The sequence below is a fragment of the Curtobacterium sp. MCJR17_020 genome (assembly GCF_003234365.2).
Taxonomy (GTDB): Bacteria; Actinomycetota; Actinomycetes; order Actinomycetales; family Microbacteriaceae; genus Curtobacterium.
The window spans coordinates 3,803,433-3,819,093 of sequence record NZ_CP126260.1; the positions used below are offsets into that span (position 1 = coordinate 3,803,433).

Consider the following 15,661-nt stretch of genomic DNA (forward strand, 5'->3'; position numbering starts at 1 on the left):
ACGCGAGTCTCGGTGTGAGCGACAGTCCTCGTGGCGCGCACCGCGAGGACTGTCGCCCACGCCGAGTCTCGGACCAGGCCGGCCGGCCGGCCGCGACCTACGATGACCGCATGGACATCGTCGACCTGGTGCTGCCGGACGCCGCTGCCTGGCGCGCCTGGCTCGACGCGCACGAGGGCGACGCCGACGGGGTGTGGCTCGTGCTCGCGAAGAAGGGCGTCACCGATCCGACGACCCTGACCTACGACACCGCCCTCGACGAAGCGCTGTGCTCCGGGTGGATCGACGGGCAGCGGCGTGGGCGGGACGACACGACCTACCGCCAGCGGTTCACCCCCCGGCGGAAGGCCTCACTCTGGTCGCAGCGCAACCTCGGGCTCGTCGCGACGCTCATCGCCGACGGCCGGATGCGCGCGCGAGGACAGGCCGAGATCGACCGGGCGAAGGGCGATGGCCGGTGGGACCGCGCGTACGCCGGGCCGGCGACCGTCACCGTCCCCGAGGACCTGCAGGCAGCGCTCGACGCGTCACCCGCGGCAGCCGCCCTGTTCGCCGAGCTCGACGGCACGAACCGGTACGCCGTGCTGCACCGGATCACGACCGCGCCGAGTGCGACCTCGCGGACGAACCGGCTGACGAAGCTCGTCGCCGGGTTGGCGCGCGGCGAGACGCCGTACCCGCGTCCGGACCGGTCGGAGCGCCGGGGGACACCGACTCAGGGACCGGCAACGCCTCCGGCGTAGACCGGGGACATGACCACTGGCACCGACACCACGAACCGTCCGGCCGCCGCCTCCGGCACCTTCCGCATCGGGGGCGACCTCGAGGTCCACCGCCTCGGCTACGGCACCATGCAGCTCACCGGCCCCGGCGTCTGGGGACCCCCGAAGGACCACGACGAGGCCGTCCGCGTGCTGCAGCGCGCCGTCGAGCTCGGCGTGGACTTCTTCGACACCGCCGACTCGTACGGCCCCTACGTCGCCGAGGATCTCCTGCACGAGGCGCTCCACCCCTACGGCGACGACGTCGTCATCGCGACGAAGGCCGGACTCACCCGGACCGGCCCGAACGAGTGGCCGCCGGTCGGCCGTCCGGAGTACCTGCGCCAGGAGGCCGAGATGAGCCTCCGCCGTCTGGGCCTCGAGCGAATCGACCTGTTCCAGCTGCACCGCATCGACCCGAAGGTCCCGCTCGAGGACCAGGTCGGCGAGCTGAAGAAGCTGCAGGACGAGGGCAAGATCCGGCACATCGGCCTGTCCGAGGTGTCGGTCGACGACGTCAAGGCGGCCCAGGAGATCGCGACGATCGTCTCCGTCCAGAACCTGTACAACCTGCAGAAGCGCGACGCCGAGGAGCTCCTCGACTGGTCGACCGAGCAGGGCATCGCGTTCATCCCGTGGTTCCCGCTCGCGACCGGCGGGCTGACCGGCGAGGACTCACCGCTCACCGAGATCGCCGACCGGAAGGGCGCGTCGCCGGCACAGCTCGCACTCGCCTGGCTGCTCAAGCGCTCGCCCGTCGTCCTGCCGATCCCCGGCACGTCGAGCGTCTCGCACCTGGAGGACAACCTGCAGGGCGCGACCATCGAGCTCACCGACGAGGAGTTCGAGGAGCTGTCGAAGCTGGGTTCCTGACCCGGGGTCGCGGACGCGACCGAACGGCGGACGGGAGGCCCGTGGCGACACCGCCACGGGCCTCCAGTCCGTTTCCTGGTTGCGGATGCATACGCGGTATGGGCATACTCGGTATGTCCATGGTGGACGAGAGACGGGGGAAGTGTCATGAGCGTACGGATGGGCGTACTCGCGCTGCTGGTGGGGGGACCCGGGTACGGGTACCAGCTCAGGGGGGAGTTCGAGCACCGCACCGGCGGGAGCTGGCCGTTGAACATCGGCCAGGTCTACACGACACTCGACCGCCTGGAACGCGACGGCCTCGTGGCCCGCGGCGACACCGACGACGACGGCCACGTCGTCTACACGGTGACCGACGCGGGTCGCGGGGAAGTGGCGCGCTGGTTCAGCGAGCCGGTGCCCGCCAAGCGTGGTCGTGACGAACTCGCGATCAAGTTCGCCCTCGCGGTCACCGTGCCCGGCGTCGACGTCGCCAAGCTCGTGCAGGTGCAGCGCGGGGCCGCGATCCGCAACCTGCAGGACCTGACGCGGCTCAAGCGCACGGCCGATCCCGCGACGGACCTGGCGTGGTCGCTCGTGCTCGAGTCGATGGTGTTCCAGGCCGAGGCCGAGGTGCGCTGGCTCGACCACGTGGAGTCGACCGTGGCGCGGTACCGGCCGGACGAGCACCCGGCGGCTGACGCCGGCTCCTCGTCCCCGACCGCTGCCGACGTCGCGCGGAGCGCACGGTGAGCGCCGCACCGCTCCTGCAGCTCGACGCCGTCAGCGTGCACTACGGCTCCGGCGCGAAGGCCGTCACGGCCCTGGCCGGCATCGACCTGGCCGTCCAGCGCGGCGAGATGGTCGCCGTCATGGGGACCTCGGGCTCCGGCAAGTCGACGCTGCTCGCCTGCGCCGGCACCCTGCTGCCGCCGACGAGCGGCGAAGTGCTGATCGACGGCGAGTTCGTGTCCGACCGGCCCGCCAAGGAACTCGCGGCCCTCCGCCGTCGCCTCATCGGGTTCGTGTTCCAGGACTTCAACCTGATCCCCTCGCTCACCGCGGTCGAGAACGTGGCGCTGCCGCTCGAGCTCGACGGCTGGAAGGCCTCGCAGGCCCGCCGCGCCGCGGAACTGGCACTCGACAACGTCGAACTCGCACACCGCGCCGACGCCTACCCGGACGACCTGTCGGGCGGCCAGCAGCAGCGCGTCGCGATCGCCCGGGGCGTGGTCGGCGAACGTCGGCTCGTGCTGGCGGACGAACCGACCGGCGCCCTCGACTCGCAGACCGGCGAGGTCGTGCTCCGCATGCTCCGGCGTCACGTCGATGCCGGAGCCGGCGCACTGCTCGTCACCCACGACGCCCGGCACGCTGCCTGGGCGGACCGGATCGTCTTCCTGCGCGACGGTCGCGTGGTCGACGAGACCGTGTACTCGGGCGTCGAGCTCGCCCTGTCGGACCGGACCGCGTCGTGAGCCGGCGTCGGCGTCCCGGTACCGGCCGGACGCCGTTCGCACTCCGACCGGCGCTCCGTCTGGGGCGTCGGCTGGCCTTCGCGAAGGCCGGTCGGGCGGCGCTGATCATCGCGCTCATCGGCATCCCCACCGCCGGGTTCGCCGCGGTGGCGGTCGTCGTGCAGTCGACGCAGCCCACCACCGCGGAGTCGCTGGACTACGACCTCGGCAAGGCAGCGGCGCAGATGCGGGTCTCCGGCCCGGACCTGCCCGGCATACGGCAGGACCCGGTGCAGTGGCAGTTCACCGACGCGAAGCGGAACAGCCCGGTCACGAAGGCCGACGAGGACCCGCCGTTCGCGAACGTGCTCGCCCACGTGCCGGACGGTGCGCTGTCGATCCCGGTCGGCGGCACGCCCGTCGTGGTGCAGGGCCCCAGGGGACCTGTCGGCCTGGCCGCGGTGGAGGGCAGCGTCTGGGACCCGTCGCTCGAGGGCCACTGGCGCGTCCTCGACGGGTCGGTGCCGACCGCGCGCAACCAACTCATGGTCACGCCGGCGACGCTCGACCGGCTCGACGCCCACATCGGTGACACTGTCGACATCACCGATCCCGTCACGAAGCGGTTCACGATCACCGGGACGGTGCGCGACCTCGGCTCGGCGCCCAGCGAGCAGGGCGTGTTCCTGCCGTGGGGGACGACCCTGTCGACGACCGACACCACTGACGACGCGGGTCTGACCGACGTCACCGTCTACCTGCCGTCGGACGCGCCGACCTGGTCGGAGATCCGGCAGCTCAACGCGCACGGCATCGTCGTGCAGTCCCGCCCGGTCGTGCTCGATCCGCCGGATGCCCGCCTGCCCGGCGGCCAGATGAGCTCGTCACTCGGCTGGTACCTCGGCGCGATGGCACTGCTCGGGGTCTTCGCGATGTTCGAGGTCGCGCTGCTCGCCGGGGCCGCGTTCCTGGTCGGCACCCGGGCGGACACCCGTTCGTACGCGATCGTCACGAGCGTCGGCGGGGACAAACGGTTCGTCCGGACGATCGTCGCCGGGTCCGGCCTCGTGCTCGGGTCCATCGGCGCCGTCCTCGGCGTCGCGGTGGGCACCGGGATCGGCGTCGCGGTGTTCCGCCTGATCGACAACGGCGACGTCGTGTCGTTCCCGGGCCTGCACGTGCCCCCGCTCCTGCTGCTCGTGGTCGCGGCCGCCGGCGTCCTGGCCGGGCTGGTCTCCGCACTCGTCGCCGCCCGGGCCGCCACCCGCATCAACGTGCTCGCGGCGCTGCGGGGCTCACTCCGACCCGCGCCCGTCGACCGTCCTGCTCGTCGTCGGCGACGCATCTGGGGGCCGGTGCTCATCATCGCCGGCGCCGTGATGACGCTGGCCTGCGGCGTCGGGGTGCTCATGCTCAACGACCGCCGTGTGCAGGACGACCACTGGGCCTGGGTGGTCGGTGCCGGGGTCGCGCTCGGACCGTGCCTGATGCAGCTCGGCATCGCGATCTGCTCGCCGTGGCTCCTCGCCCTGGTGTCCCGGATGTCCGCACGCCTGGGGCTGTCGGCTCGGTTGGCCGCCCGCGATGCCCGGCGCAACCCGGTCCGAACGGTGCCGGTGCTCGCCAGTGTGATGAGCGTCGTGTTCGTCGCGTCGGTCGTGATCACGTGGAGTGCGTCGAGCCACGCGCAGTACGTCCGCGGGTACGAGTACACGACGGCGGTCGGGGTCGCGACGTCCGAGGTGCAGCTGTCCAGCGAGGACGGTGCCGCCAGCGGGCACGACGCGGCGTTGACGGCGCACGCGGCGAAGGTCGTCGCGCGGGTGCTCGACCACGACCGGATCCGGGTGCTCGGCGTGGCCGAGGGATGGGCGGGCGACACCCCGTCGTCCGTGACGATGCCGCACCGGTGGACGGACTTCGACTGCGACGGCTACGACTCCACGTCGTGCTCGTACTACCTCGACACCGCTGACGCGACCGTCCCGCACATCTGGACCGGCACCGTCGACGACTACGCGGTGCTCACCGGACACCGACCGTCTGCTGCCGTGCGGGATGCGCTCGAGGGCGGCAAGGCGGTGTCACTGTGGCCGGAGTACGCCCACGACGGTGCGGTCCGCATCGACACGTTCCACGACCGCACGTGGGAGAGCCCGACGATCACGACGACGACGAAGCCGGACGCCAGCGTGTCGATCCCGGCCGTGCTCGACGTGCAGTCGCCGCGGATCCAGGTCGGGGTCTTCATGACGAAGGCGACCGCGGCGCACTACGGGGTGCGCGCCGTCGACGGCATGCTCGTCACCACGCTGCCCGGGGCCATCGCGCCCGAGCAGTGGGACGAGCTGAGTTCCGCCTGGCAGAGCTTCGGCGGCGCGGACCGCGCTCGGTGGGACGGCCCGCAGTTCGCCTACGAGGCCGGCCCGGTGGACAACGGCGCGCTGATCCGGGCGATCGTGCTCGCGCTCGCTGCGGCGGTGACGATCGGTGCGACGGCGGTGGCCATCGGGCTCGCGCGGTCCGACGGGCGCCGCGACGACGAGGTGCTCGACGCGATCGGTGCTGCACCACGGCTGCGGCGTCGGGTGTCGACCTGGCAGGCAGCGATCCTGGCCTCGGTGGGCGCGGTGATCGGCACCCTGCTGGGGCTGCTGCCGATGCGGGCACTCACCCTGCGGTTCACGGAACCAGCGGTCGGATCGAACCACATGCCGTTCGTGCCGGACTGGTCGATGCTGGCCCTGCTCGGGATCGGGTTGCCGCTCCTGGTGACGGCAGGGGCATGGCTCACCGCGCACGGCCGACGCCGGGTGGCGGTGCGCCGGGCGCACTGAGGTGTGGGGCGGCGCTGCACGTGGCGCCGCCCCGGTGCAGCCCCGGTCAGGCGCCGGGCTGCACCACCATGAGCACGGCGACGACGACCCACACCAGGTTGAACACGCCGACCAGGGCGGCGAGCTTCCGCGGCGAGCGCTCGGTCCCGTTCCCGCGCAGGACCTCGCGCTGCTCCGGCAGGACCCCGAGCGCGAGGATCCCCGCAGCCACCGCGGTCAGGCCGATCGAGACGAGCAGCCAGGCCTCGTCGAGCGCCCCGACCTCGAACGCCAGGGCCGTGCCGAAGGTCGGGACGGCGAGCGAGACGATCGAGTACACGTGGCAGATCCGGTGCAGGACCCTGGCGACTGCTCGGGCCCCCTGGTCGCCCGGATCGGCGACGAGCGCGCGGGCCGGCTTCGGGAACATGCTCCCGGCGACCGCGACGGGCCCGAGGGTGAGCAGCGCCGCCACGACGTGCACGGTGAGGAGGACGCTGGACATCGCTTCCAGCCTAGGGCGCGGTCGTCGTGCTCACGTGTCGCTCACCGCCGGGCGATGAGCACCTCGGCCAGCACGACCTCGTCGTCCATCGGGATCGGACCCCGCACCCGCGGGACCCCGTCGACCCATTCGACCGGCACCCCCGCAGCCGCGAGCCCTGCGACGCTCAGGTCGATCCGGAGCAGGGGCAACGCGAGGTCGCCGTACCGCTCGGCGACGACCTCGGACACCCGGTCGGGCGTGGTGGCGCGGACCCACCCGCCCGGCTCGAGCGGCACCCCACGGGTGGAGACCTCGTACTCGCCGAACCCGCGGCTCATCTCCCAGTCGTCGGCGATCGCCACGTGACAGACCACATCGGTCATGGACCCTCCTCGGTAATGAAACGGGAGCGTATCATTACGGCTAGGGTGGGTCCGTGAACAAGCGTGGACGTCCGACCGCCGACGAGCGGATCGCCCGTGACGAGCGGATCCTCGACGTCGCGACCGACCTGTTCCTGGAGCACGGGTTCGCGGGCGTCGCGCTCGACCGCGTCGCCGCCGAGGCCGGGGTGACGAAGCGCACGCTCTACACGGCGTTCGGCGACAAGCCCGCGATCCTCCGGGCGGTCGTCCGCCGGCAGCACCCGTACGCCGACCAGCCCACCGCGGACCTCGTGTCCACGGCCACGGCGATCGGCAGCGCGTTGCTCTCGGACCGTGCAGTGGCGCTGCACCGCCTCGTGATCGCGGAGTCGACGCGGTCACCCGAGCTCGCGCGCGAGTTCCACGAGGCCGGACCGCTCGCCGCGCAGCAGGCCCTGGTCCGCGCCGGAGCGACTCCGGAGACCGCCGTCGAGCTCTTCACCCTGCTGCTCGGGGAGCTCCACCGCGAGCGCCTGCTCGGCCTGGCTCCGGCCCCGACGGCGGCCGCGGTCGCCGCACGCGCCGCGCGTGCCGTCGCGGTGCTCTCGACGTGACCCCAGGGCGGACGGGAGGCCCGTGGCGGCGTCGCCACGGGCCTCCCGTCCGCCACATGGTGACGACCGCGCTCAGGCGGGGTCGGGCAGCGCCTCCGCGTAGGTGCGAAACTCGCCGCGCTCCGAGTGGATCGCCCACAGACGATCCGCGATGGACTCGCCGGAGTGCTCCGGCTGCCCGTCGTCGATGCCGAACGGGATGATGAGCTGACCGACGTGGACCTGCTCGTCGCGCACGGCGTCGTGCAGGAGCTGGGCGTAGGCGCTCTCGGCCGCGAAGGCGACCGAGGTGCCGGTGACCCGCGCGCCGGGACGCACCGCACTGCCGCCGTTCACGAACAGGATCGTGCCGTGGCCGATCGCGCGCATGCCGGGCAGCACCTGGCGGACCGCGTTGACCGAGCCGTAGACCGAGAACTCGATCGGGCCGACCAGGTCGTCCGCGGTGGTCTCGAGCACCGGGCGCATGTACTCCTTGGCGGGGAGCGGGCTGTACTGCAGCACCTCGATGGGGCCGAGCTGCTCGGTCGCACGCTCGAGGGCGCTGCGGAGCGAATCGCCGTCACGGACGTTCGCGGCGAACCCGGCGGCCGTGATGCCCTGCTCGCGCAGCGAGGCGGCGAGGCCGTCCAGGCGGTCCTGGTTGCGGGAGACGAGGGCGATCGAGAAGCCCTCGCGGCCGAAGCGTTCGGCGACGGCGAGACCGAGGCCCTTGCCGGCCCCGATGATGGCGATGGTGGTCATGCGGAGTACTCCTCGTCGGTGACGTGCTCGAGCCAGGTGGTGGTGGTCGCCGGGTCGTCGGCGAGGTCGAGCATCGCGAGGTGCTCCATGGAGTCCGTCGGGGTCGCACCGTGCCAGTGCTCCTCACCCGCAGGCGTGTAGACGGTCTGCCCGGTCTGGACCTCGACGACGCCGCCGTCACGGGTCCCCATCCGCGCGATGCCCTCGGTGACGTGCAGGGTCTGCCCCTTGGCGTGCGAGTGCCACGCAGTCCGCGCACCGGGCAGGAACCGGACCTTGGCGACGGTCATCGACTGGCCGTCCTCCTTCGGGCTGGCGATGGCGTCCAGGTAGACGTCTCCGGTGAACTGCTCGGCCGGGTTCTTGACGGTCGGCTGCTTCGGTTGGATCTCCATGGCCCCGACGGTAGGCCGATGTGCGCACCGGAGGGAGGTGCCGGTCGTACCCCTCAGCCGTTTCCCGAACACGGCGTGTGTGATCGACGCACGATCCGGGAGGACCACCGTGGACAGCAGCGAACACCCGAACCCGCACCCGAGCCCCACCCGCGCCCGCCGCGCCTGGTCCACAGCGGGCATCGCCGCGGTGGCCATCTTCGCTCTGGGCGGCTGCGCCGATGCCGCACCGGACGACGACCGCGGCTCGTCGGCGAGCGCCCGGGCCACCGCCCCGGCCGACCTGCCCACCGGGCAGGTCGCGCTCGACGGCGACACCAGCGACGTGGTCACCGGGCTCGAGGCACCGTGGTCGGTCGTCCGCACCGGCGACGACGGCGACGCCCTGATCAGCGAACGCGACTCCGCGAAGGTCCTCGAGCTGCAGGACGACGGCACGACGCGCGAGGTGGGCTCCGTCGACGGCGTCAGCCACGGCGGCGAGGGCGGGCTGCTCGGGCTGGCCCTGCACGACGACGACCTGTTCGTGTACTCGACGGCCAACGACGGCAACCGGATCCAGCGGTTCGAGCTGACGGGCAGCACCGGGTCCTGGGCGCTCGGCGACGCCACGACGATCATCGACGGGCTCCCGTCGAACACGTTCCACGACGGCGGCCGCATCGCGTTCGGCCCCGACGACATGCTCTACGCCAGCGTCGGGGACGCCGGCACGAGCAGTGACGCGCAGGACGAGGACTCGCTCGCGGGCAAGATCCTGCGGCTCACCCCGGACGGCGACGTGCCGGACGACAACCCGTTCGACGGGTCACCCGTCTGGAGCCTCGGGCACCGCAACGTGCAGGGTCTGGGGTGGTCGTCGGACGGCACGATGTTCGCTTCGGAGTTCGGCGAGAACACCTTCGACGAGCTGAACGTGATCGAGGCGGGCGAGAACTACGGCTGGCCCGAGGTCGAGGGCGAGGGCGGCGAGGACCAGGGCTTCGTCGACCCGGTGCAGCAGTGGTCGACGGACGAGGCGTCCCCGAGCGGCCTGACGGTCGTCGACGACACCGTGTTCGTGGCCAACCTGCGCGGCGAGGTGCTCCGGGCGATCCCGGCGGACGACCCGGGGACCTCGACCGAGTACTTCCCGGGCGACTTCGGCCGGATCCGGACCGTGCTCGAGGGGCCGTCGGGCACCCTCTGGTTCGTCACGAACAACACCGACGGCCGAGGTGACCCCGCAGCGGGGGACGATCGCATCGTCTCGGTCCCGCTCACGCGGGCGGCGGGCTGAGCCAGCGACCTCGCCCGACAGGGGTTCCGGCAGCCCCTCGCTCGCACGCTGCCCAGCCGGTTACCGTGACGGCATGAACCACCGCGACGAAGCCCGCGACTTCCTGTCCAGCCGTCGCGCCCGCATCACCCCCGAGCAGGCCGGGGTCGAGACGTTCGGCACCCGCCGTCGGGTGGCCGGGCTCCGGCGCGAAGAGGTCGCACGGCTGGCAGGCGTCAGCATCGACTACTACACGCGGCTCGAGCGGGGGAACCTGCAGGGCGTCTCGGACAGCGTGCTCGAGGCCGTCGCCGGCGCACTGCAGCTCGACGCCGCCGAGCTCGAGCACCTGCGCGACCTGTCCCGGCACCAGAACGCGACACCGCGGCGCGCGGGCAAGGTCGTGCCGGTGGCCGCCGTCCGCCCGGAGCTGCAGTACCTGCTCGACGTCATCACCGACGCCCCGGCGATGATCATCAACAACCGGCAGGACATCGTCGCCGCCAACGCGCTCGGCTACGCGATGCACTCCGACCTGGTGGCGGCACCGGCCCGGCCGATGAACTTCTCGCGCTTCATCTTCCTCGACCCGCAGGCCCGGAACTTCTACCAGGACTGGCAGCGGGCGGCGCACACGAACGTCGCGATCCTGCGGCGCGAGGCCGGGCGTACACCGAACGACCGCGACCTCGCAGCCCTCATCGGCGAGCTGTCGATGCGGAGCGACGACTTCCGCGCGCTCTGGGCCGCGCACGACGTCCGCCGCCACTACGCCGGCGTGAAGTCCTTCCGGCACGCAGTCGTCGGTCCGCTCGAGCTGCACTTCCAGACGCTCGAACTCGCCGAGGACCCCGGGCTCGCGCTCACGATCTACCCGGCGACCCCGGGCAGCCCGACCGCCGACGCGCTCCGCCTGCTCGCCTCGTGGGCGGCGACGGAGCAGATCGCGGAACGCGCGCGCGAATCCGCCTGACGGGTACCAGCAACCCCTTCTTCCCCACCCGGCACCGTCCTACCGTGGACGCATGGACACCAGAAGCGAAGTGCGCGACTTCCTCCGCACCCGCCGCGAGCGCGTCACGCCGCAGCAGGTCGGGCTGCCCGACTTCGGTGGCGCCCGACGGGTCAAGGGTCTCCGCCGTGAGGAGCTCGCGCTCATCGCCGGCATGAGCGTCGACTACTACATCCGCCTCGAGCGCGGGAACCTCACCGGCGTCTCGGAGAGCGTGCTCGAAGCGCTGTCGCGTGCGTTGCGCCTCGACGACGCCGAGCACGCGCACCTGTTCGACCTGGCTCGCGTGCAGAACGCCTCGGCGACCACGCGGCGGAAGCCCCCGACGTCCAAGGTCCGACCGAACGTGCAGCGCATGCTCGACGGCATGACCATGCCCGCGTGGGTCCGCAACGGCCGCTCCGACTTCCTGGCCGGAAACGCCCTGGCACGTGCGCTCTACTCCCCGCTCTTCCTCGACCCCGCCGGCACCCCGAACACCGCCCGCTTCGCGTTCCTCGACCCACGCGGTCAGGAGTTCTGGCGCGACTGGGACGTCGTCGCGAGCGACATGGTGGCCGTGCTCCGCGCCGAGGCCGCCCGGTCGCCGTACGACAAGGGGCTGACCGACCTGATCGGCGAACTCTCGACCCGCAGCGAGGAGTTCCGGCAGCGCTGGGCCGCGCACGGGGTCATGCGGCACCTGAACGGCGAGAAGCGGGTGCACCACCCCGAGGTCGGCGACCTCGACCTGACGTACGAGACGATGGAGCTCGCGACCGACACCGGTCTGACGCTCATCGCCTACGGCACCGAGCCGGGCTCACCGTCCGAGGAACGCCTGCAGCTGCTCGCGAACCTCGTCGCCACGACGGCCGTAGCCGTCCCGGAACCGGAGGACGCATGAGCGAGACCGAGTCCGTCCCGACGACCGCATCCGCCGCGCCGCTCGGGTTCCTGGGCCGGTTGCGGTTCCGCTGGCGCGCTGAGCGGGAGATCCACGACCTGACCCGCGACCGTGCGCTCGAGGAGCGCGTGCGTGCCGAGGCCGCCGTGCGGCTCGCGCCCGGCCCGTGGCACCTCGGCGAGCTGTTCCGACGTCGCTGACGCAACAACCGTGCGGACGGGAGGTGGGCCCCACCCGCCGGTTCCGGCGTGACGCGCCAGCGGCGCGCCGGCCGTGACGGGAGGGACGTGGCGATGCCGCCACGGGCCTCCCGTCCGTCAGTCGGCCGCGTTCACCGGCGACGTGCGGCGGGCACCAGGGTGTGCTGCCCGTAGCTGTTGTCGTCGGGGTTGATCGTGACGCCCGGTGCGACGAGCTCGTCGATGCGGTCCAGGACCTCGTCGTTGAGCACGCGGTCGGCGGCGGGGAGCTGCGACTCGAGCTGCTCCATGGTGCGCGGGCCGATGATCGCGCTCGTGACGCCGGGGTGCCGGATCACCCACGCCAGTGACATCTCGATGAGGGACATGTCCTGCGACTCGGCCAGGAGTGCGAGTTCCTCGACGATGTCGAGCTTCCGCTGGTTCGCGGGCGTCGACATGTCGAACCGGGCCGCGGGGCGGTGCTTCGCCGTCGGGGTCCCGGGAGCGTCCTTGCGCCAGCGACCGCTGAGCCAGCCGCCGGCGAGCGGGCTGTAGACGAGGGTGCCCATGCCGTAGCGCTGCGTGGTCGGCAGGACGTCCTCCTCGATGCCGCGCACCAGGATCGAGTACGGCGGCTGCTCGGTGCGGAAGCGCTCCAGGCCACGGCGCTCCGAGGTCCACTGGGCCTCGACGATCTCGGCGCCCGAGTACGACGAGGATCCGATGTTCCGGACCTTGCCCTGGCGGACCAGGTCGGTCAGGGCGCCCAGGGTCTCCTCGACGTCCGTCGTCGGGGACGGACGGTGCACCTGGTACAGGTCGATGTGGTCGGTGCCGAGGCGGCGCAGGGAGTTCTCGACCTCCTGCATGATCCAGCGGCGCGAGCCCCCGGAGCGGTTCGGGCCCTCACCCATCGGCATGAAGAACTTGGTGGCGAGCACGACGTCGTCACGGCGGTCCTTGATGGCCTTGCCGACGATCTCCTCGGAGACGCCGTCCGAGTAGGCGTCGGCGGTGTCGACGAAGTTGATGCCCGCGTCGAGGGCGCGGTGGATGATCCGGATCGAGTCGTCGACGTCGGCGTTCGCCCACGGGCCGAACATCATGGTGCCCAGAGCGAGCGGGCTCACCTCGACGCCGGTGCGTCCGAGCTGGCGGTACTCCATGGTTTCCTCTCCGTGCCCGCGGGTCTCGCCGGGCACGGCTGCCACGCTAGGCCGGTCATCCACGGTGAAAGGGGGGAGGACCGTACCTCCCTCGGTCGGCGGGGCCGTCGTAGCGTCGGGGACATGACGTTCGCCGAGACCGACCCCGAGTTCGCGAAGTACCACGCCGACTTCGTGGACGAGACACTGCAGCACGCGTCGCTCAGCAGCCACGACCGCGCGGTCGTGCAGCTCGGCGCGATGATCGCCGCCGGCGCGCAGACCGCCTTCCGACAGCTGCTCGGCACCGCGCTCGACGGCTCGCTGACGCCCGTCGAGGCGAAGGAGATCGGGTACCAGGCCGTCGCCTACGTCGGGTCCGGGCGCGCCTCGGACTTCCTCACGATCACCAACGACGTGCTGACCGCGCGCGGTGTCGAGTTGCCGCTCCCGGGTCAGTCGACGACCACCCCCGACGACCGACTCGAACGGGGCCGAGCGGTCCAGAGCGCCGTCGTCGGCGCCGGACGTGTCGACGCGATGTACGACAACGCGGCCGACGACACCGTGCACTTCCAGCGGTTCCTGTCCGGCAACTGCTTCGGTGACACCGTCGGACGGGACGGGCTCGACCTGCCGACGCGTGAGCTGCTGACCTTCGCGGTCCTCGTCGCGCTCGGCGGTGCCGACGCGCAGGTCACGGGACACGTCGCGGGCAACCTGCACGTCGGGAACACCCGGCAGCAGCTGCTCGACGTGCTCACCGTCCTGGTGCCCGTGATCGGCTACCCGCGGACGCTCAACGGGCTCGCCGCCGTGAACGAGGGTGCGACGGCCGACTGACGCTCAGATCGCGAGCTCGACGTCGTGACCGTTGACGGTCACGATGATGCGTGGGTTCTCGGCACCGGTCGCGGTGATGTAGCTGCGGAGCGTGGAGAGCAGCATGTCTTCTCGCCGCTCCATCTGGGACACCGCGCCCTGACTGATGCCGAGCTCGTGCGCGATCTCGGCTTGGGTGCGCTTGCCGGCTTCGCGGACCATCGCGAGGCTCATCGCGTGGATGCGGTCGAGTTCGTCCGCTTCGACCTCGAGTGCGGCCACCGCGTCTGCGACGCCCGGCCGCTGCATCATCTGTTCGAGGCGGTCGTTCCCGCGTACGAAGTCTTCCTTGCCCATCATGCTTCCTCGGTCTCGTTCCGCCATCGGTTGATCAGGCGATCAGCTCGGACGCCGACCGTGTCGTAGAACACGTCACCCATTGACGCTTTGTCGCCGGAGAACAGTGCCACCACGACTCGGTCCTCGTCCGGCGGGAACCAACAGATCAAGCGGAGCGCCACTCCCGCGACGTAGGGGTGTGACACCCGCCAGATCGGATGCTGCTTCGACTGCCGTACACGCTTGATCATCGCGGTGTCCTGAACCGGAGCGGAGTCCAGGTCCCGCAATCGCTTGAGCATGAACGTCAGCAACTGCAGACGTTTTCGCCCACGCTCGGTCCTGTCGGTCTCAAGACGATCGAGCTGGTCGTTGAACTCTCGCGGCCAGTCGATCTGCATGCGGCGACATTACCTGCGACTGATAATAGCTGCAACTAATATTGAGCGCAAGGGCAACGACGTGGTGAGGGTGCGCTCCTCAGACGACGAGGGGGCCGGCGACCTCGAGCTCGTCGTGGTCGACCTGCCAGCGGACGGCGTCGAGCACCGTCTGTTCGGCGGTGAACCCGGGCGCGTAACCGAGCAGGCGGCGGGCCTTCTCGACACTGAACACCTGGCTGCGTGACAGGTGCTCCCAGCTGGCGCCAGCGTGCTCTGGAGTGGTGGTCTCGCGGAACCGGTCCCAGCTGACGGGCTCGAGCCGGGCCTCCTGGCCGAACCACGACGCTGCCAGGTGGGCGTACCCACGTGCGGTGAGCGCCGTCTGGGCCGTGATGAAGAAGTCCTCGCCGACCGCCGCCTCGCGGTGTTCGACAGCGAGCTGGAAGGCCTGCGCGACGTCGTCCGCGTGCACGTGGGCCATGGTCTCGGCGCCGAGACCGGGGACCTCGATCGCCTCGCCGGCGGACAACCTCGTCAGCACCGACGGGTCGAGGTTTCCGAGCGGACCGATCGGCATCCAGCCCGGACCGCTGATGTGACCCGGGTGCAGCGTTGTCGTCGCCAAACCCCCTGACGCGGTTTCTTCCTTGGCCATCCGGGCAATCGCGTCCTTCTGCACGCCGTAGTCGCCGAAGGGCGGCGTGAAGTCATCCTCGGTGATCGGCAGCACACGGGATGCACCCGCGCGCCAGATCGAGCCGCAGTGCACGAGGTGCGTGCCCGTGCCGCGGAGCGCTTCGACGAGGGCGGCGGCGGACGACTCGGTGAAGCCGACGAGGTCGACGACGGCGTCGGCGCCGAGGGCGACGATCCGCGTTCCGAACGTGCCGTCGCGGTCCTCCTGCTCGCGGTCCGCGGTGACGCGTTCGACCTGCTGCCACTCGGGGGAGTCGGCGTAGGGGGTACTGGTACCGCGACTGATGGCGACGACCTCGTGACCGCCGCGGACGAGGCGGGGGACGAGGAACGTGCCGATGTGGCCGGTGGCTCCGATGACGACGATGCGCATGCGGCACACGGTAGGCCGAGCCGCTTCGGATCGTGAGCAGGAACGGTCGGGTGCCGATGGGCGACCCGACCGTT

General features: G+C 71.6%; 19 protein-coding genes. 11 read left to right on the forward strand and 8 right to left on the reverse strand.

Annotation, left to right across the window (positions count from 1 at the left end):
* Positions 1-110: 110 nt before the first annotated feature.
* The 5 genes from DEJ14_RS18220 to DEJ14_RS18240 all read left to right on the forward strand — a co-directional run bounded on the left by DEJ14_RS18220 (position 111) and on the right by DEJ14_RS18240 (position 5,907).
* Positions 111-743 (forward strand): YdeI/OmpD-associated family protein, encoded by a 633-nt coding sequence (locus tag DEJ14_RS18220; RefSeq protein ID WP_111083602.1) that lies wholly within the window; start codon positions 111-113, stop codon positions 741-743.
* Positions 744-752: 9 nt separating this feature from the next.
* Positions 753-1,634: an aldo/keto reductase gene (locus tag DEJ14_RS18225; protein WP_111083603.1), complete on the forward strand. Its 882-nt coding sequence runs from the start codon at positions 753-755 to the stop codon at positions 1,632-1,634.
* Between the two features lie 147 nt (positions 1,635-1,781).
* Positions 1,782-2,366 carry a PadR family transcriptional regulator gene (locus DEJ14_RS18230; protein WP_258373137.1) on the forward strand — a complete coding sequence of 195 codons (585 nt, stop codon included), beginning with the start codon at positions 1,782-1,784 and terminating at the stop codon, positions 2,364-2,366.
* Positions 2,363-3,091, forward strand: coding sequence for an ABC transporter ATP-binding protein (locus DEJ14_RS18235; RefSeq protein ID WP_111083605.1), 729 nt, complete (start codon positions 2,363-2,365; stop codon positions 3,089-3,091). The genes DEJ14_RS18230 and DEJ14_RS18235 overlap by 4 nt, the downstream gene beginning before the upstream one ends.
* Entirely contained in the window at positions 3,088-5,907 is a 2,820-nt protein-coding gene (locus DEJ14_RS18240) for an ABC transporter permease (RefSeq protein WP_111083606.1), read from the forward strand. The genes DEJ14_RS18235 and DEJ14_RS18240 overlap by 4 nt, the downstream gene beginning before the upstream one ends.
* A 46-nt stretch (positions 5,908-5,953) precedes the next feature.
* Here DEJ14_RS18240 and DEJ14_RS18245 read toward each other — a convergent pair whose 3' ends face one another.
* Together DEJ14_RS18245 and DEJ14_RS18250 are read right to left on the reverse strand one after the other, a co-directional pair.
* Complete coding sequence (locus DEJ14_RS18245) at positions 5,954-6,391, reverse strand: hypothetical protein (RefSeq protein ID WP_111083607.1); 438 nt, start codon at positions 6,389-6,391, stop codon at positions 5,954-5,956.
* 41 nt (positions 6,392-6,432) lie between these two features.
* On the reverse strand, positions 6,433-6,756 hold the full coding sequence (locus tag DEJ14_RS18250; protein ID WP_146249653.1) for a DUF952 domain-containing protein: 324 nt from the start codon (positions 6,754-6,756) through the stop codon (positions 6,433-6,435).
* A 53-nt stretch (positions 6,757-6,809) separates the two neighbouring features.
* Here DEJ14_RS18250 and DEJ14_RS18255 point away from each other — a divergent pair, with 53 nt between their 5' ends.
* Positions 6,810-7,352, forward strand: coding sequence for a TetR/AcrR family transcriptional regulator (locus tag DEJ14_RS18255; protein WP_111083609.1), 543 nt, complete (start codon positions 6,810-6,812; stop codon positions 7,350-7,352).
* Between the two features lie 72 nt (positions 7,353-7,424).
* Here the strand turns inward: DEJ14_RS18255 and DEJ14_RS18260 are convergent, their stop codons facing one another.
* Positions 7,425-8,096, reverse strand: coding sequence for an SDR family NAD(P)-dependent oxidoreductase (locus tag DEJ14_RS18260; protein ID WP_111083610.1), 672 nt, complete (start codon positions 8,094-8,096; stop codon positions 7,425-7,427).
* Positions 8,093-8,491, reverse strand: coding sequence for a (R)-mandelonitrile lyase (locus DEJ14_RS18265; protein WP_111083611.1), 399 nt, complete (start codon positions 8,489-8,491; stop codon positions 8,093-8,095). Before DEJ14_RS18265 ends, DEJ14_RS18260 begins: the two co-directional genes overlap by 4 nt.
* Before the next feature lie 109 nt (positions 8,492-8,600).
* Between DEJ14_RS18265 and DEJ14_RS18270 the strand changes: the two genes are divergently transcribed.
* The 4 genes from DEJ14_RS18270 to DEJ14_RS18285 all read left to right on the forward strand — a co-directional run bounded on the left by DEJ14_RS18270 (position 8,601) and on the right by DEJ14_RS18285 (position 11,847).
* Entirely contained in the window at positions 8,601-9,770 is a 1,170-nt protein-coding gene (locus DEJ14_RS18270) for a PQQ-dependent sugar dehydrogenase (RefSeq protein ID WP_258373138.1), read from the forward strand.
* A 73-nt stretch (positions 9,771-9,843) separates the two neighbouring features.
* Entirely contained in the window at positions 9,844-10,722 is an 879-nt protein-coding gene (locus DEJ14_RS18275; protein WP_111083613.1) for a helix-turn-helix transcriptional regulator, read from the forward strand.
* A gap of 52 nt (positions 10,723-10,774) precedes the next feature.
* Positions 10,775-11,647, forward strand: a complete 873-nt coding sequence (locus DEJ14_RS18280; RefSeq protein ID WP_111083614.1) for a helix-turn-helix domain-containing protein — start codon at positions 10,775-10,777, stop codon at positions 11,645-11,647.
* Complete coding sequence (locus DEJ14_RS18285; protein ID WP_111083615.1) at positions 11,644-11,847, forward strand: hypothetical protein; 204 nt, start codon at positions 11,644-11,646, stop codon at positions 11,845-11,847. Before DEJ14_RS18280 ends, DEJ14_RS18285 begins: the two co-directional genes overlap by 4 nt.
* A 131-nt stretch (positions 11,848-11,978) precedes the next feature.
* Here the strand turns inward: DEJ14_RS18285 and DEJ14_RS18290 are convergent, their stop codons facing one another.
* On the reverse strand, positions 11,979-12,995 hold the full coding sequence (locus tag DEJ14_RS18290; protein ID WP_111083616.1) for an aldo/keto reductase: 1,017 nt from the start codon (positions 12,993-12,995) through the stop codon (positions 11,979-11,981).
* Between the two features lie 123 nt (positions 12,996-13,118).
* On the opposite strand from DEJ14_RS18290, the gene DEJ14_RS18295 reads away from it, so the two are divergent.
* Entirely contained in the window at positions 13,119-13,817 is a 699-nt protein-coding gene (locus tag DEJ14_RS18295) for a carboxymuconolactone decarboxylase family protein (RefSeq protein ID WP_111083617.1), read from the forward strand.
* A 3-nt stretch (positions 13,818-13,820) separates the two neighbouring features.
* Here the strand turns inward: DEJ14_RS18295 and DEJ14_RS18300 are convergent, their stop codons facing one another.
* The 3 genes from DEJ14_RS18300 to DEJ14_RS18310 all read right to left on the reverse strand — a co-directional run bounded on the left by DEJ14_RS18300 (position 13,821) and on the right by DEJ14_RS18310 (position 15,587).
* Positions 13,821-14,156 carry a sigma factor-like helix-turn-helix DNA-binding protein gene (locus DEJ14_RS18300; protein WP_260232967.1) on the reverse strand — a complete coding sequence of 112 codons (336 nt, stop codon included), beginning with the start codon at positions 14,154-14,156 and terminating at the stop codon, positions 13,821-13,823.
* Entirely contained in the window at positions 14,153-14,536 is a 384-nt protein-coding gene (locus tag DEJ14_RS18305) for a hypothetical protein (protein ID WP_111083618.1), read from the reverse strand. Before DEJ14_RS18305 ends, DEJ14_RS18300 begins: the two co-directional genes overlap by 4 nt.
* A 79-nt stretch (positions 14,537-14,615) precedes the next feature.
* Complete coding sequence (locus DEJ14_RS18310) at positions 14,616-15,587, reverse strand: NAD-dependent epimerase/dehydratase family protein (RefSeq protein WP_111083619.1); 972 nt, start codon at positions 15,585-15,587, stop codon at positions 14,616-14,618.
* Between the last annotated feature and the right edge of the window lie 74 nt (positions 15,588-15,661).

Coding starts and splice junctions, on each gene's coding strand:
- DEJ14_RS18220 (WP_111083602.1), top strand. CDS start 111: ATGGACATCGTCGACCTGGTGCTGCCGGACGCCGCTGCCTGGCGCGCC.
- DEJ14_RS18225 (WP_111083603.1), top strand. CDS start 753: ATGACCACTGGCACCGACACCACGAACCGTCCGGCCGCCGCCTCCGGC.
- DEJ14_RS18230 (WP_258373137.1), top strand. CDS start 1,782: ATGAGCGTACGGATGGGCGTACTCGCGCTGCTGGTGGGGGGACCCGGG.
- DEJ14_RS18245 (WP_111083607.1), bottom strand. CDS start 6,391: ATGTCCAGCGTCCTCCTCACCGTGCACGTCGTGGCGGCGCTGCTCACC.
- DEJ14_RS18250 (WP_146249653.1), bottom strand. CDS start 6,756: ATGACCGATGTGGTCTGTCACGTGGCGATCGCCGACGACTGGGAGATG.
- DEJ14_RS18260 (WP_111083610.1), bottom strand. CDS start 8,096: ATGACCACCATCGCCATCATCGGGGCCGGCAAGGGCCTCGGTCTCGCC.
- DEJ14_RS18265 (WP_111083611.1), bottom strand. CDS start 8,491: ATGGAGATCCAACCGAAGCAGCCGACCGTCAAGAACCCGGCCGAGCAG.
- DEJ14_RS18275 (WP_111083613.1), top strand. CDS start 9,844: ATGAACCACCGCGACGAAGCCCGCGACTTCCTGTCCAGCCGTCGCGCC.
- DEJ14_RS18280 (WP_111083614.1), top strand. CDS start 10,775: ATGGACACCAGAAGCGAAGTGCGCGACTTCCTCCGCACCCGCCGCGAG.
- DEJ14_RS18285 (WP_111083615.1), top strand. CDS start 11,644: ATGAGCGAGACCGAGTCCGTCCCGACGACCGCATCCGCCGCGCCGCTC.
- DEJ14_RS18290 (WP_111083616.1), bottom strand. CDS start 12,995: ATGGAGTACCGCCAGCTCGGACGCACCGGCGTCGAGGTGAGCCCGCTC.
- DEJ14_RS18295 (WP_111083617.1), top strand. CDS start 13,119: ATGACGTTCGCCGAGACCGACCCCGAGTTCGCGAAGTACCACGCCGAC.
- DEJ14_RS18300 (WP_260232967.1), bottom strand. CDS start 14,156: ATGATGGGCAAGGAAGACTTCGTACGCGGGAACGACCGCCTCGAACAG.
- DEJ14_RS18305 (WP_111083618.1), bottom strand. CDS start 14,536: ATGCAGATCGACTGGCCGCGAGAGTTCAACGACCAGCTCGATCGTCTT.
- DEJ14_RS18310 (WP_111083619.1), bottom strand. CDS start 15,587: ATGCGCATCGTCGTCATCGGAGCCACCGGCCACATCGGCACGTTCCTC.